Origin of the sequence: Permianibacter fluminis (assembly GCF_013179735.1) — a bacterium.
Classification (GTDB): domain Bacteria; phylum Pseudomonadota; class Gammaproteobacteria; order Enterobacterales; family Permianibacteraceae; genus Permianibacter; species Permianibacter fluminis.
In genome coordinates, this window is record NZ_JABMEG010000001.1 from 2,375,353 (window position 1) to 2,389,981 (window position 14,629).

Here is a 14,629-nt window from a genome sequence, read left to right on the forward strand (position 1 = left end):
GCCGAGAAAGGCTGCGATTGTACGTCATCCACTGCAGCACCAGAACAGAGCCAGCACACCATGACCCGAGATTTTCATATCGCCACGCCGTTCCAGCCGGCCGGTGATCAGCCCAACGCCATACGCGAACTGGTCGGCGGCATCCAAGCGGGACTGGCGCATCAGGTGTTGCTCGGTGTCACCGGCTCCGGCAAAACCTACACCATGGCCAACGTCATTCAGCAGCTGCAGCGGCCAGCGCTGATTATGGCGCCAAACAAGACACTGGCCGCGCAGCTGTACGGCGAATTCAAGGAGTTTTTTCCGAATAACGCGGTCGAGTACTTTGTTTCTTACTACGACTACTACCAACCGGAAGCCTACGTCCCGTCAACGGATACCTTCATCGAGAAAGACGCCAGCATCAACGACCACATCGAACAGATGCGCCTTTCAGCTACCCGCGCCATTCTGGAACGACGTGATGCGATTATTGTCGCCTCGGTCTCGGCCATTTATGGTCTCGGTGATCCGGAGAATTACCATGCGATGGTGTTGCATGTAAAAAAGGGCGACATCATAAACATGCGCGATGTGCTCACCCGACTGACTGACATGCAGTATTCGCGCAACGATCTGGATCTGCAGCGCGGTACCTTCCGGGTTCGCGGTGATGTGCTCGATGTGTTCCCGGCCGAAAGCGACATGGCGGCCATCCGGGTCGAATTTTTCGATGAAGAGATCGACAGCATTACCGAATTCGATCCGCTGACCGGTGAAGTCATCCGCAAGCTGGCTCGGTTCACCTTTTACCCGAAAACCCACTATGTGACGTCGCGCAGCACGGTCCTGGAAGCCGTCGACTTCATCAAGGGCGAACTGAAAGATCGGCTGGAATACTATCGCAAGGAAAACAAGCTGCTGGAGCTGCAGCGGCTGGAGCAGCGGACCAAATACGATCTGGAAATGATGGTCGAGCTGGGTTACTGCTCCGGCATCGAGAACTACAGCCGCTATCTGTCCGGTCGCAAACCGGGCGAACCGCCGCCGACCTTGATCGATTACCTGCCGGACGATGCACTGATCATCATCGACGAGTCGCATGTCACCGTGCCGCAGATCGGCGCCATGTACAAAGGTGACCGGTCACGCAAGGAGACGCTGGTCGAATACGGTTTTCGTTTACCGTCCGCGCTCGATAACCGGCCGCTGAAATTTGAAGAATTCGAGCGGCTCTGTCCGCAAACCGTGTATGTCTCGGCAACGCCGGGCCCTTACGAGATGTCGCATGCCGGCGCCGTGGTGCAGCAGTTGGTGCGGCCCACCGGTCTGCTGGACCCGGAACTGTTTGTTCGGCCGGTGGCAAGTCAGGTCGATGACTTGTTGTCGGAGGCCAAGAAACGCGCGGCCATTGGCGAGCGGGTGCTGGTCACCACGCTGACCAAACGCATGGCCGAAGATTTAACCGATTACCTGAACGAGCACGGCGTTCGGGTTCGCTATCTGCATTCCGATGTCGATACCGTCGAGCGGATGGAAATCATTCGCGATCTGCGGCTTGGTGCCTTTGATGTCTTGGTCGGTATCAACCTGCTGCGCGAAGGTCTGGATATCCCGGAAGTTTCGTTGGTGGCGATTCTGGATGCTGACAAGGAAGGCTTTCTGCGGTCCGAGCGCTCGCTGATCCAGACCATCGGCCGTGCTGCCCGTAACCTGAATGGCAAATGCATCCTGTATGCGGACCGCATCACCGACTCCATGAAAAAAGCGATGGATGAAACCAATCGCCGTCGGCAGATTCAAGCCGACTTCAATACTGCCAACGGCATCACCCCGCAAGGCATTCGGAAACGGGTCATGGATGTCATGGACACCGGCGGCGAGGGCGGTCGTGGTGAGCGGCTGCGCAAAGTTGCCGACAAGCGCGGCAGCTACGACAACCTGCACGGCCCGGCGCTGATCAAGGCCATCGCCCAGCTGGAAAAGAAAATGCACGAGCACGCCCGCAATCTGGAGTTCGAAGAAGCGGCCAAGCTACGCGACGACATCCTGCAACTGCGCGAGCGCGCACTGGTCGCCGAGGCCTGATCGCCGCCGCGTCTTCGTTTTCGTCTACGTCGGCGTTCCGATCCCTTCTCCCGTCGGGAGAAGGTGGCGCAAAGCGCCGGATGAGGGGCGTCGGCAACTAACAACGCCTTGACTCAATCATCACGCTGTCATTCCGGCGAAAGCCGGAATCCACACCTATCCAAACACGACATCCCGCCGCCCACGCACACCGCCAAAACCGCCTCTTGCATTGCCTCGCGACTCCGTGTGAAGGTAGCGCCGTAAAAGTTCGGCGGAACAGGGGCGTTCGCATGGGGCAGCGGATCATGGTAACCGGTGGTGCCGGCTTTATTGGTTCCGCCGTGGTGCGCCGTTTGATTGCCGAGTCGGACTGTCAGCTGGCCGTGGTTGACAAGCTGACCTATGCCGGCAATCTGGATTCGCTGGCTGCTGTGGCCCAGTCGCCGCGCTTTCATTTTCATCAACTCGATATCGCTGATGCCGGCGCGCTGGCGCGGCTATTTGCCGAGTTTCAGCCGGATGCGGTCATGCATCTGGCCGCCGAATCGCATGTCGATCGCTCACTTGACGGCCCGGGTGAATTCATCCAGACCAATGTGGTCGGCACCTCGGTCTTGCTCAACGCGGCGCTGGCATATTGGCGGACGTTGCCGGCCGAATCGCAGTCGGCTTTTCGCTTTCATCAGGTCTCGACGGATGAGGTGTACGGCGATCTGACCGAGCAAGAGCCGGCATTTACCGAGCAACATCGTTATCAGCCCAGCTCACCGTATTCCGCCAGCAAGGCGGCTGCCGATCATCTGGTCCGTGCCTGGCATCGCAGTTACGGCTTGCCCGTTCTGCTGAGCAATTGCTCGAACAATTACGGACCCTGTCAATTTCCGGAAAAATTGATTCCGCACATGATTTTGTCCGCGCTGCAGGGCAAACCATTGCCCCTCTATGGCGACGGCCGGCAAATCCGCGACTGGCTGTATGTCGATGATCATGTCGAAGCGCTGCTGCGGATTCTGCAGTCAGGGCGGGTCGGCGAGACTTACAACATCGGTGGCGATGCCGAGCGACGCAATATCGAGGTGGTGACCTGCATTTGCGAGCTGCTTGCCGAGTGGCAACCGCCCGCTCAGGTTGGCGTGGCCCGCTATCAGGATCTGATCAGCCATGTGCGTGACAGGCCCGGACACGATCGCCGCTATGCAATCGACGCCAGCAAAATCCGGGCTGAGCTCGGTTGGCAGCCGCGCGAATCATTCGCCAGCGGTATGCGGAAAACCGTGCAATGGTATCTGGCCAACACGACTTGGTGGCAGCGCGTGCTGTCCGGTGAGTACCGATTGCAGCGGCTCGGTTAGCCGGTATTTGAACAGATGGCTCGTGAGCGTGCCGTAGCTGAACAGGCGACATCTGAGCCGGTGGCATCTGAATCGGCCGGCGCCAATGTCATGCCTTTCTCGCTGGCTCTGCTATCTTTTCCTTCGGTGCGTGCAAACCGACGAAACCGCAAACCCGGTTGGCCATGGCAAGTCAATTGCGTGCGTGCGTGCGTGCGTGTGAATGTGTGCATGTGGCTGCCGCAGACGAATCCGACTCGATCCCCTCTCCCTCCGGGAGAGGGCAGGGTGAGGGGGCTTGATACCGCGCGGTGGCATGAACTCAATCAAACAAAAAGATCAGCGGGAGTCTTCAGTGGAAAGAAAATACAAGGGAATTGTTCTGGCCGGCGGCTCCGGCACTCGCTTGCATCCGGTGACCATGGCGGTGTCCAAGCAGCTGTTGCCCATCTACGACAAACCCATGGTGTATTACCCCTTGTCCGTGCTGATGCTGGCCGGCATTCGGGACATTCTGATTATTTCCACACCGCAGGATCTGCCGCGTTACCGGGAAGTGCTCGGTGATGGCGCCCACTTTGGTCTCAATCTGCACTATGCCGAACAGCCATCGCCGGACGGGTTGGCGCAAGCGTTTCTGATCGGCGAATCGTTTATCGGTGACGACAACGTCTGTCTGGTGCTCGGCGACAACATCTTTTTTGGCCAGTACTTCACGCCGGCACTGCGCGAGGCGGTATCGCGACAACGCGGCGCAACCGTCTTCGGTTATCGGGTATCGGATCCGGAACGGTTTGGCGTGGTCGAGTTCGATCAGCAGGGCAAGGTGCTCAGTCTGGAAGAAAAGCCGGCACAGCCGAAATCCAATTTCGCAGTCACCGGGCTGTATTTTTATGATGATACCGTGGTGGAAAAAGCCCGCAGCCTGAAGCCATCGGTGCGCGGTGAACTGGAAATCACTGACCTCAACCGGCTTTATCTGGCGCGCGGTGAGTTGAACGTCAGTCTGCTCGGCCGCGGGTTTGCCTGGCTGGATACCGGCACCCATGAATCCCTGCTGGAGGCCAGCCAGTTCATTCGCACCGTCGAAGTCCGCCAGGGCATGAAGATCGCGTGTCTGGAAGAAATCGCGTTTCGCAACGGCTGGATTGATGAAGTGATGCTGGCAAGACAAGCCTCAGCGCTGGCCAAAACCGGGTACGGCCAGTATCTGCAGAGCATTCTCGACGGCGACGTCTGAGATCTGCGTTGCTGGCAAGTGACTGCTCTGTTCAGCGGTAGCCGAATAAAACTTTTTTCACTCAGCGCAGGGTACGTGTCAACGGTAAATAGCTTGTCGTAATGGCTGGCTGAATCAGAAAAGCACTCGTGCCAGCATCTTCGCGGCGACCGCCAGCAGCACCACGCTCAACAACATGCGAAGCAGTCCGTGTGGCAGTCGTGTCGACAGCAGCGCGCCAACAATGACGGCCGGGATGGAACCCAGCAGCAGGTTTGCCAGCAGACCAAAATTGACGTTGCCAATCAGCAAGTGGCCAAGTCCGGCAAACACCGCGAGCGGAATGGCATGGACCACATCGGTGGCGATCAGCCGGGGCGGCGTCAGCCGGAGCGGATACAGATACGCCAATAGCACGGCCCCAATTGCACCGGCACCAACCGAGGTCAGCGTCACCATGATGCCAAGCAGCACGCCGGCCAGCACGGTCAACAACGGCTGCCAGGTTTTGAAATCGCGTTCATGGTCGAGGCGAAAGCGTTTGCCGAGCGCATGCAAATGCTTTTGCACCAACATTCCAACGGCAGTCAGCAATACGGTGCAGGCCAGCGCCAGCGTCAGGAACTCGACGGCGCTTTGGTCGACCGGGTGCAGGCGAATGCCAATCAGGGTCAGCGCCGACGCGGGCAGGCTGCCCAGCCACAAGCGCCGGACCACCTGCCAATCGATTAAGCCGTTGCCGTGATGAATCCGACTGGCAGCTAACTTGGTCAGCGCAGCAAACCACAGATCTGTTCCCACCGCCGTGAGTGGCGCAACACCAAAAATCAGCAGCAACAATGGCGTCATCAGGGCGCCACCGCCGACGCCGGTCAAGCCGACCACGAGGCCGGTCAGTGCGCCGGCCGCCACCAACATCAAATCGATCATTTCAGCAGCGCTTTCAGTAGCGATTCAACGTGGTGTTCGATGCCGTTTTCAACCGTGCGAATGTGCAGCTCCGGTGCTTCCGGGGCTTCGTAATCGCTATCGATGCCGGTAAAGTTTTTCAATTCGCCGCGACGAGCTTTGGCATACAGGCCCTTCGGGTCGCGCTTTTCGCACTCCGCCAGCGGCGTATCGACAAACACCTCGACGAACTCGCCATCCGCAAACAGGTTGCGGGCAAAGCGTCGCTCGGAGCGGTATGGCGAAATGAACGAGACCAATACAATCAGCCCGGCATCGACCATCAGTTTGGCCACTTCGGCGACGCGGCGGATGTTTTCGACCCGATCAGCTTCGGTAAAACCCAGATCGCGGTTCAATCCGTGGCGTACGTTGTCGCCATCAAGAATGTAGGTGTGCTTGCCTTCCGCATGCAGTCGCTTTTCCAGCAAGTTGGCAATGGTCGATTTGCCCGAACCCGACAGACCGGTGAACCAGACACAGCGTGGCGTTTGGTGCTTGGCGTTGGCGCGCGCCTGTTTGTTGATTTCCAATGCTTGCCAGTGAATGTTGGCCGCGCGGCGCAAGGAAAACTCGATCAAGCCGGCGCCAACCGTTTCGTGGCTCAGCTTGTCAATCAGGATGAAACCGCCGAGCGTGCGGTTTTTTGCATACGGCTCGAATACCACCGGCTGGCTGGTCGACAGATTGACCACAGCGATTTCATTCAACGCCAGTGATTCCGCAGCCAAATGGGCGCCGGTGTTGACGTCTTCCCGGTGCTTGATCCGGGTAATGGTGGCCGTCACTTCCTTGTTGTGCAGTTTCAACAGATAAGGCCGGCCGGCGACCAGCGCATGCTCGGTCAGCCACAGCAGTTTGGCTTCAAATTGGTCTGCGACTTCCGGCGGTTGCTCTGCAGCTGTAATCACATCGCCGCGACTGATGTCGACTTCATCCGCCAGCGTCAGGGTGACGGATTCGCCATCCTGCGCGACGTCCTGATGACCCTGCCAGACGACAATTTCCTTGACGGTCGTAGTGACGCCGGACGGCAGCACGCGAACCCGGTCGCCAGCCCGGATACTGCCTTCCGCCACGCGGCCGCAGTAACCACGAAAATCCAGATTCGGTCGGTTGACCCATTGCACCGGAAACCGGAACGCGGCGCGGGTGTCGTGACTGCGGGTATCGACGATGTTGAGGTAAGCCAGCAGGCTCGGGCCTTGATACCAGGGCGCGCGCGTGCTGGGTGCGGTGATGTTGTCACCCTCCAATGCCGACAGCGGAATCGCCTGAATGGACTGGAATCCGAATCCGGCAGCAAACTCGCGATACTCGGTTTCGATGCGGCGAAATTCGCTTTCGTCAAAACCGATCAGATCCATTTTGTTGATGGCAACGACAATGTGCCGGATGCCCATCATCGCGACAATGCGGCTGTGCCGACGGGTCTGGGTCAACACACCTTTGCGGGCATCAATGAGGATCACGGCCAGTTGTGCGGTCGAAGCGCCGGTGGCCATGTTGCGGGTGTACTGCTCGTGGCCGGGGGTATCGGCAACAATGAACTTGCGCTTGTCAGTGGCAAAAAAACGATACGCAACGTCGATCGTGATGCCTTGCTCGCGCTCGGCCTGCAGGCCGTCAACCAGCAAGGCGAAATCGATTTTCTCGCCCTGGGTGCCGTATTGTTTGGATTCGGTTTCCAGTGTTTTCAGCTGATCGTCGAAAATCGATTTGGATTCATGCAGCAGCCGGCCGATCAGGGTCGACTTGCCGTCATCGACGCTGCCGCAGGTAATGAAACGCAAGGTGTCTTTGTCTTGTTGACTGGCCAGAAAACTGGCGATGTCTTTTGCCTGCAGAGCCGCTGGCGGATTGTTCACGGGCTTGCTCATCAGAAATAGCCTTCCTGTTTTTTCTTTTCCATCGAGCCGGGTTGATCGGAATCGATCAACCGGCCCTGACGCTCTGACGAGCGCGCGTTCAGCGTTTCGGCCAGCACTTCTTCCAGCGTGGTGGCATCACTTTCAATGGCGCCGGTCAGCGGATAGCAGCCGAGAGTGCGGAAACGGACCTTGCGCAGCTCCGGTTGTTCGCCCGGCAGCAACGGCAGCCGCTCATCATCGACCATGATCCAGGTATTGCCACGACGAACGACCGGTCGTGGCGCGGCAAAATACAGCGGCACAATCGGCAGATTTTCCTGATAGATGTATTGCCAGATATCGAGCTCGGTCCAGTTCGAAAGCGGAAACACCCGGATGGTTTCGTCGGCGCGGGTATGGGTGTTGTACAGATTCCACAATTCCGGCCGTTGCGCTTTCGGGTCCCAGCGGTGACCGGCGGCACGGAAGGAAAACACCCGCTCCTTGGCGCGCGATTTCTCTTCATCACGGCGGGCGCCGCCAAACACCACGTCGTAACCGTGGGCGTCGAGCACTTGCCGCAGACCTTGCGTTTTCATGACGTCGGTGTAGTAGCTGGAGCCGTGTTCGAACGGGGTGATATTGGCGCGGACGCCGTCGGCATTGGTGTGAACAATCAGCTCCATGCCCGATTCGGCTGCCATCCGGGCGCGATGTGTGTACATCGCCTTGAACTTGAAGGTGGTGTCGACATGCACCAGCGGAAACGGCGGCACAGCGGGATAAAACGCCTTGCGCGCCAGATGCAGCATCACCGAAGAATCTTTGCCGATGGAATACAACATGGCCGGTTTGCGGGCACCGGCAACGGCTTCACGAATAATTTCGATGCTCTCGGCTTCGAGCACCGACAAACCTTTGCTTGTCATTGATATGTCCGTCAGCGCCAGATGATCGCTTGGTGACCTGGCGTCGCTAGTGGTGCGGGAGCAGGTCGATGTTGGCGCTGACGGTGTGCGCGACGCTTATGCGTGCTGGATTAAAGACACAGCCGCTGGACCATTTCGTTCAGCAGCACTTCACACCGGGCCAACTCGTCCCGGGTGACATACTCGTTCGGTTGATGGGCGCGGTCAATTCGGCCTGGTCCTAACACGATAACTTCCGCTCCTAAGGCGCGGAAATACGGGGCTTCGGTGCCGTAGTTGACGCAGACCGCGGCGCTGCCGGTCAATTCTTGCGCCGTGCTGACCAGCGTTGCCGAGGCCGGTGTCGAAAACGCCGGCGTGCCGGGCCAGAGTTCTTGCAATTCCAGCGTGGCGGCACTGTGCTCCTGGGCACTGCGGATCTGCTGGTGCAGCGCGGTGTAGAGCGCAGGCAGTGCCATATCCGGCAGGGGCCGCAGATCAAAATCCAGTTCGGCATCCGGGCAGATGCGGTTGACCGCGTCACCGCCGGCAATGCGGCCGAAATTCAGGGTCGGGTAGGGCACGGCAAAACTGTCATCGCGATGGTCTTGCTGCAGCTGCTTCCGCCAGGCCATCAGCTCACTCATCGCGGCATGGACGCCGTCGATGGCATTGCGGCCAGCGGCCGGATCGGAGGAGTGGCCGGAATGGCCGTGGGCACAGAGTCGGTGGGCAAGATGCCCTTTGTGGGCGCGCACCGGCACCAAGTCGGTCGGTTCGCCGATGACGACGTAGTCGGCCTTCAGTAATCCGGTTTCTTGCAGCCAGCGGGCGCCGGACATGGTGCTTTCTTCGTCACAGGTGGCGACCAGCCAGAGCGGTTTCTTCAACGGATGATGGCGGTGCCGCGCCAGCACGGTCACGGCGACCGCGATAAAGCCCTTCATGTCTGTTGCGCCGAGCCCATGCAGGCGACCGCTCTGCTCGGTCAGCACAAAGGGATCCGTCGCCCAGCGCTGGCCGTCATAAGGGACGGTATCGGTGTGGCCGGAAAAGACCAAACCGCCGTCGCCCTGACCAATCCTGGCAATCAGATTGAGTTTGCGCGGCGTGCTGATGACCTCATGCACGGTCACCTCGGCGCCGGCGGCGCGCAGCCAGCCAGCCAGCAGGTCAATGACGCCGGCGTTGCTGCGATCCAGGCTGGATTCCGTCGAACTGATGCTATTTACCGCGACCAGTTCGGTCAGCATTTGTTCGATGGTGGGCAGTGGTTTGCTCGGTACTTCAGGAAAAATAGTGGTCATTTCAGAGCTTTACGTGACAGAGACGCGTTGAGAGGGCAGGGCGGCCCATGCATAATGCCCCGGTCATTTTGCATATACAATGCAAACATATGCAAGCTGTTGCATACTAATGCGATAGCCGTTATTCTATGCGCCGTGGAGACGTCATGAACGTTCGAAACAGGGAACCCGTGCCGGTTGGCAAGCAAGGCCGCCAGCAGCTGATCTGTGACCTGATTGCAACACAAGAAGTGCACAGTCAGGAGCAACTGGTTGAGCTGCTCGCCGAGCGCGGAGTGGAAACCACCCAGACCACGCTGTCGCGCGATCTGGCTGAATTGAAGGTTTACAAAGGCCCCAATGGTTACGCCCTGCCCAACACCGATCTCACGCCGGCTCCGACGACGAACGAGCTGAAGCGTGCACTGGAGACGCTGCTCGTGTCGATCGAGCAGGCCTCGAATTTGGTGGTGCTGAAAACGCGCCCCGGTCGAGCCCAGATGATCGGTTACGAACTGGATCGCAGCAGTCTCTCCCGGGTGGTGGGCACTCTCGCTGGCGATGACACCTTGTTCATCGCTACCCGCTCTGATGCGGACGCCGCCGATTTGATTGAAGAATTGCAAGAACTGGCAGGTGTGCGGCGCTGATCGAGACCTTTTAAACAGGTTCGTTACAGCTCCCGCGCAATATGGGAGCGGTAATGTTCAAGGTCGCAGTACTGGGCGCCAGCGGTTATGTTGGCGCCGAACTCACGCAACTTCTCGCGGCCCATCCGCAGATTGCCTCGCTGCAATTATTTCATTCCGGCAGCGAGACTGGTTCCGGTGAAAAGCAGGGCGTTGTCCCTTTTCATACCTTTGCGCCGAAAGCGCGCGCACTGGTAGCGCAAACCGTTGCACCGTTTTCTGTCGACGCACTGGCCGCCGATTTGGATGCCGTGTTCCTGTGCACGCCTCATGAACTGAGTGCCGAGTTGGCGCCGGCCCTGCTGCAAAAAGCCAAAGTGGTCATCGATCTGTCGGCCGGCTTCCGCTTTGCCGACGCTGCCGTTTACCCGCGGACCTACAAATTCGCCCACCCGAATCCACAGCTGCTGGCGCAGGCCGTTTATGGTCTGCCCGAGCTTGACGCCGCCGGCCTCGACAACGCGCAGGTGATTGGCTGCGCCGGATGTTATGTCACGGCGTCGACGCTGGCGCTGGCGCCATTGGTGCAAGCCGGTTTGCTGCGCAGTGATGTTGCGCCGGTCATCAGCGCCGTTTCCGGCGTCAGCGGCGCGGGCCGCAAAGCCGCGCTCAACTCAAGTTTCTGTGAGGTGTCGCTAGCACCGTACGGCGTGCACAACCACCGGCATCAGCCCGAGATCGAAAAGAATCTCGGCGTGCCGGTGGTGTTCACGCCTCACCTCGGTAACTTCAAGCGCGGCATCCTCGCCAGCATCTACACCTTTACCAAACAGGGTGTAACTGCTGCCGATATCGAAGGTGCCTTCAACAAGGCTTACGGTGGCCAACCGCTGGTGCGCTTGCTTGGTGCGGGCGTGTATCCGGCCGTGCAACAGGTCGAGCAAACGCCGTTCTGCGATATCGGTTGGAGCTTTGACGCGGCACGTAGCCAAGTCAGCATTTTCAGTGCGCTCGACAACTTGCTGAAAGGCGCCGCCAGCCAATCGGTGCAGTGCTTCAATCTGCGCTTTGGTTTGCCGATGACGATGGGGTTGTTGCCGACCGTTTTGCCAGCGTCAGGAGTGGTCGCGTGAGCGCATTGAACATCGTCAACGCCAATCCGGTCGTGAACAAACCGGTTGTAATTAAGCTGAGCGGCGCCGCTGTCGAAGACGCGGGCGTGATTGCTGCGCTGATGCAAGCGGTCGCCGAGCTGCACAGCCAGCAACCGGTGGTGCTGGTGCATGGCGGCGGTAAACAGGTTGATCAGCACCTGCAGCAGTGGCAGCTGCCGATTGTCAAGAAAGATGGCTTGCGGGTGTCGCCGGCAGAACAGATGCCGATCATTTCGGCGGTGCTGGCCGGTCAGGTCAACAAGCTGCTCGTCGCTGCGGCAAAACAGGGTGGCCTGAACGCGGTCGGTCTTTCGTTGGCCGATGGCGATACCGCAGTGTGTCTGCCTCACGCCGATGTGGAACTGGGCGCGGTCGGCGTGGTGAAACCGGGCCAGGCCACTGTGCTCAAGAGTCTGCTGAAGGCCGGCGCGCTGGTGATCGTGTCCAGCATCGCAGTCGATGGCGAAGGCCAGCTGCGCAATATCAACGCTGACGATGCCGCGGTTTGTGTTGCCTCGGCACTCGATGCCGAGCAATTGTTGTTGCTGTCCGATGTCGCCGGCGTGCGGCTTGCCAATGGCAGCTATGCGCCGTCGCTCAATGGCGCAGAAATCCAGCAGCTGATTCAGGACGGCACCATTTCCGGCGGCATGATTGCGAAAGTGCGCGCCGCACTGGATGCCGCTGCGGCGCTACTCAGGCCCGTCACCATTGCCAGCTTCCTGCAACCCGGCGAACTCCGACGATTGCGCTCACAGGCATCGTTTGGCACGACGGTCCGGCGCTGAAAATCTTCTCGCCGCGACCTCGCTGAGTGAAAAGCCTGCCATGACAAGGGTTCGGGCAGGCAGCAACGGGAGACGCAAGATGGCAATGCATTATTTGACCGGTCTGGAATTCAGCCCAGCCGAAACCGAGAGTCTGATCGATCTGGCAATTCGGACAAAACAGCAACCGGAAGCTTTCGCCACCGCATTGAAAGGCCACAGCTTTGCCTTGCTGTTTGAAAAACCGAGCCTGCGCACGCGGGTCAGTTTTGAGGTTGGCATCACCCGGCTCGGTGGCCACTCGCTGTATATCGATCACAAAGATGAACGGATTGGTGTCCGCGAAGCGACCAAGGATTACGCGAAAAATCTGTCGGTCTGGGTGCAGGGCATCGTCGCGCGGGTGTATCAGCACAGCACGCTGACCGATCTGGCGCAATTTGCCTCGGTACCCGTCGTCAATGCGCTGTGTGAACAGCTGCATCCGTGTCAGGCGCTGGCAGATTTCGTCACCATCAAGGAAGCGTTTGGCCAGATCAAGGGCATCAGGCTCGGTTATGTCGGCGATGGCAACAACGTCAGTCATTCGCTGCTGCTGTTGGGGGCGATGCTCGGTGCGCAAGTCACAGTGGCAACGCCAGCGGGCCGCGGCCCGAAAGCGCAATGGGTTGAGCAGGCGCAGGTTCTGGCGGCAGCACATGGCGGCAGCATCAAGCTGATTAGCAAAATCAGTGAAATGGGCCAACAAGACGTGTTGTACACCGACACCTGGCTGTCAATGGGCTGCGCCGGCACGCTGGCCGAGTTGCAACCGCAGTTCGCGCCGTTCCAGTTGAACGAGACGCTGCTGGTGCAAACCGGCGCGCAGTACGCCATGCACTGCCAGCCGGCGCATCGCGATCTGGAGATCAGTGGCGCCGTAATGGACAGCAAGCTCTGTCTGGCGCTGCCTCAGGCAGAAAACCGCTTGCACGCGCAAAACGCGCTGCTGCTGAAGTTGTTCAACAAGGCATAAGTGTAAAGCGGGTAGGGCGGCTCAAGCGCAGCGGAGCCGCCAAAGGAATTACGGCGGTTCCACGGCGTTGCCGCTTGAACCACCCTACATCAATGCAAGCAAGGTGGGATGAGTGATGAAGAACACAAATTTCAAGAAAGTCGTACTGGCGTATTCAGGCGGTCTCGACACCTCGGCGATTGTGCCGTGGCTGAAAGAAAACTATGACTGCGAAGTGGTCTGCTGCGTTGGTGATATCGGTCAGGATCCGGCCGAACTGAAAGGCGTGCAGGAAAAAGCCATCAAGAGTGGTGCGTCGAGCTGCCATGTGGTCGACCTGAAAGAGCAGTTTGCTCGCGAGGCCATTTTCCCGCTGGTCAAGGCCGGCTGCGTTTACGAAGGCGTTTACTTGCTTGGCACGTCGATGGCGCGGCCGATTCTGGCGCGGGCGCAGGTCGAGGTTGCCAAGCAGGTTGGCGCCGATGCGTTATCGCATGGCTGCACCGGCAAGGGCAACGATCAGGTCCGCTTCGAAAGCACGTTTGCCGCGCTGGCGCCGGAACTGCCGGTCATTGCGCCGTGGCGGATCTGGAATATGCGCTCGCGGGAAGATCTGCTGAACTACCTGGCCGAGCGCAAGATTCCGACTACCGCCAGCGTCACCAAAATCTACAGCCGCGACGAGAACGCGTTTCACCTGTCGACCGAAGGCGGCGAGCTGGAAAGCTCGTGGAACGCGCCGGGTGAGAATATCTGGCAGTGGACCAAGCCACTGGCCGATACCCCGAATGCGCCGGCTTACGTCACGCTCGACATCGAGCAGGGCGAGATCCGCAAGATCAATGGCGAGGTGTTGTCGCCGTATCAGGTGGTGAAGGTTCTCAACGAAGTGGGGGCCGCGCACGGCATTGGCCGGGTTGATCTGATCGAGAACCGCCTGGTCGGCATGAAGTCGCGCGGCTGCTACGAAACCCCGGGCGGCACCATCATGATGAACGCGGTGCGCGGTTTGGAGCAGCTGGTGTATGACCGTGACTCACTGAAGCTGCGCCAGCAGTTGGCGCTCGATCTGGCCGAGAAGGTTTATGACGGTAAATGGTTTGTCCCGGCAACCCGGGCACTGTTCGCCGCTATTGACTCGCTGGCGACACAATTGACCGGTACCGTCGTCGTCGAATTGTTCAAGGGTCATGCCACCGTAACCCAGCGCAAGTCGCTGAACTCGCTGTACTCCGAAGCGTTTGCCACCTTTGGCAAGGACGAGGTGTACAACCAGGCGCACGCCGAAGGCTTTATCCGCTTGTTCAGTTTGCCGTCGCGGATTCGGGCCTTGAAGGCGGCGGGTAAAACCGATTGAGCATGTTTTTGCCGTTCATGCTGAGTTTGTCGAAGCATGAATGGTGGACGAGTAGGGCGGGTCAAGTTCAGCGGACCCGCCGAGCTTGATGCAAATGTAGTGATATGTGCATGCAACGTCGGCGGATCCACAGCTTC

Annotated in this window: 12 protein-coding genes; 8 read left to right on the top strand and 4 right to left on the bottom strand. The window is 59.1% G+C overall.

Going from position 1 to position 14,629, the window contains the following annotated elements; all coding sequences use genetic code 11:
• The first annotated feature begins 60 nt into the window (after positions 1-60).
• The 3 genes from uvrB to rfbA all read left to right on the top strand — a co-directional run bounded on the left by uvrB (position 61) and on the right by rfbA (position 4,620).
• Positions 61-2,067, top strand: a complete 2,007-nt coding sequence (gene uvrB, locus HPT27_RS10310; RefSeq protein WP_172242694.1) for an excinuclease ABC subunit UvrB — start codon at positions 61-63, stop codon at positions 2,065-2,067.
• A gap of 272 nt (positions 2,068-2,339) precedes the next feature.
• Positions 2,340-3,401, top strand: coding sequence for a dTDP-glucose 4,6-dehydratase (gene rfbB / locus HPT27_RS10315; protein ID WP_172242697.1), 1,062 nt, complete (start codon positions 2,340-2,342; stop codon positions 3,399-3,401).
• A 334-nt stretch (positions 3,402-3,735) separates the two neighbouring features.
• Positions 3,736-4,620 carry a glucose-1-phosphate thymidylyltransferase RfbA gene (gene rfbA, locus HPT27_RS10320; RefSeq protein ID WP_328820682.1) on the top strand — a complete coding sequence of 295 codons (885 nt, stop codon included), beginning with the start codon at positions 3,736-3,738 and terminating at the stop codon, positions 4,618-4,620.
• Positions 4,621-4,734: 114 nt separating this feature from the next.
• Here rfbA and HPT27_RS10325 read toward each other — a convergent pair whose 3' ends face one another.
• The 4 genes from HPT27_RS10325 to argE all read right to left on the bottom strand — a co-directional run bounded on the left by HPT27_RS10325 (position 4,735) and on the right by argE (position 9,612).
• On the bottom strand, positions 4,735-5,529 hold the full coding sequence (locus tag HPT27_RS10325) for a sulfite exporter TauE/SafE family protein (protein WP_172242704.1): 795 nt from the start codon (positions 5,527-5,529) through the stop codon (positions 4,735-4,737).
• Complete coding sequence (gene cysN / locus HPT27_RS10330; protein WP_172242707.1) at positions 5,526-7,427, bottom strand: sulfate adenylyltransferase subunit CysN; 1,902 nt, start codon at positions 7,425-7,427, stop codon at positions 5,526-5,528. Before cysN ends, HPT27_RS10325 begins: the two co-directional genes overlap by 4 nt.
• Entirely contained in the window at positions 7,427-8,326 is a 900-nt protein-coding gene (cysD, locus tag HPT27_RS10335) for a sulfate adenylyltransferase subunit CysD (protein WP_172242710.1), read from the bottom strand. The genes cysN and cysD overlap by 1 nt, the downstream gene beginning before the upstream one ends.
• Before the next feature lie 110 nt (positions 8,327-8,436).
• Entirely contained in the window at positions 8,437-9,612 is a 1,176-nt protein-coding gene (argE, locus tag HPT27_RS10340) for an acetylornithine deacetylase (RefSeq protein WP_172242713.1), read from the bottom strand.
• Between the two features lie 146 nt (positions 9,613-9,758).
• On the opposite strand from argE, the gene HPT27_RS10345 reads away from it, so the two are divergent.
• The 5 genes from HPT27_RS10345 (at position 9,759) to HPT27_RS10365 (ending at position 14,492) form a co-directional block, all read left to right on the top strand.
• Entirely contained in the window at positions 9,759-10,241 is a 483-nt protein-coding gene (locus HPT27_RS10345) for an arginine repressor (RefSeq protein ID WP_172242716.1), read from the top strand.
• A gap of 53 nt (positions 10,242-10,294) precedes the next feature.
• Positions 10,295-11,353 carry an N-acetyl-gamma-glutamyl-phosphate reductase gene (gene argC / locus HPT27_RS10350; RefSeq protein WP_172242719.1) on the top strand — a complete coding sequence of 353 codons (1,059 nt, stop codon included), beginning with the start codon at positions 10,295-10,297 and terminating at the stop codon, positions 11,351-11,353.
• Positions 11,350-12,162 (top strand): acetylglutamate kinase, encoded by an 813-nt coding sequence (argB, locus tag HPT27_RS10355; protein ID WP_211197927.1) that lies wholly within the window; start codon positions 11,350-11,352, stop codon positions 12,160-12,162. The genes argC and argB overlap by 4 nt, the downstream gene beginning before the upstream one ends.
• Positions 12,163-12,241: 79 nt before the next feature.
• Positions 12,242-13,156 carry an ornithine carbamoyltransferase gene (argF, locus tag HPT27_RS10360; protein ID WP_172242722.1) on the top strand — a complete coding sequence of 305 codons (915 nt, stop codon included), beginning with the start codon at positions 12,242-12,244 and terminating at the stop codon, positions 13,154-13,156.
• Between the two features lie 115 nt (positions 13,157-13,271).
• Positions 13,272-14,492 carry an argininosuccinate synthase gene (locus HPT27_RS10365; RefSeq protein WP_172245289.1) on the top strand — a complete coding sequence of 407 codons (1,221 nt, stop codon included), beginning with the start codon at positions 13,272-13,274 and terminating at the stop codon, positions 14,490-14,492.
• Positions 14,493-14,629 lie beyond the last annotated feature (137 nt).

What these genes read in the sequence shown, in the direction of transcription:
- HPT27_RS10325 (WP_172242704.1), bottom strand. Translation starts at nt 5,529, where the DNA reads ATGATCGATTTGATGTTGGTGGCGGCCGGCGCACTGACCGGCCTCGTG.
- argE (WP_172242713.1), bottom strand. Translation starts at nt 9,612, where the DNA reads ATGACCACTATTTTTCCTGAAGTACCGAGCAAACCACTGCCCACCATC.
- cysN (WP_172242707.1), bottom strand. Translation starts at nt 7,427, where the DNA reads ATGAGCAAGCCCGTGAACAATCCGCCAGCGGCTCTGCAGGCAAAAGAC.
- argF (WP_172242722.1), top strand. Translation starts at nt 12,242, where the DNA reads ATGGCAATGCATTATTTGACCGGTCTGGAATTCAGCCCAGCCGAAACC.
- argC (WP_172242719.1), top strand. Translation starts at nt 10,295, where the DNA reads ATGTTCAAGGTCGCAGTACTGGGCGCCAGCGGTTATGTTGGCGCCGAA.
- HPT27_RS10365 (WP_172245289.1), top strand. Translation starts at nt 13,272, where the DNA reads ATGAAGAACACAAATTTCAAGAAAGTCGTACTGGCGTATTCAGGCGGT.
- uvrB (WP_172242694.1), top strand. Translation starts at nt 61, where the DNA reads ATGACCCGAGATTTTCATATCGCCACGCCGTTCCAGCCGGCCGGTGAT.
- cysD (WP_172242710.1), bottom strand. Translation starts at nt 8,326, where the DNA reads ATGACAAGCAAAGGTTTGTCGGTGCTCGAAGCCGAGAGCATCGAAATT.
- HPT27_RS10345 (WP_172242716.1), top strand. Translation starts at nt 9,759, where the DNA reads ATGAACGTTCGAAACAGGGAACCCGTGCCGGTTGGCAAGCAAGGCCGC.
- rfbB (WP_172242697.1), top strand. Translation starts at nt 2,340, where the DNA reads ATGGGGCAGCGGATCATGGTAACCGGTGGTGCCGGCTTTATTGGTTCC.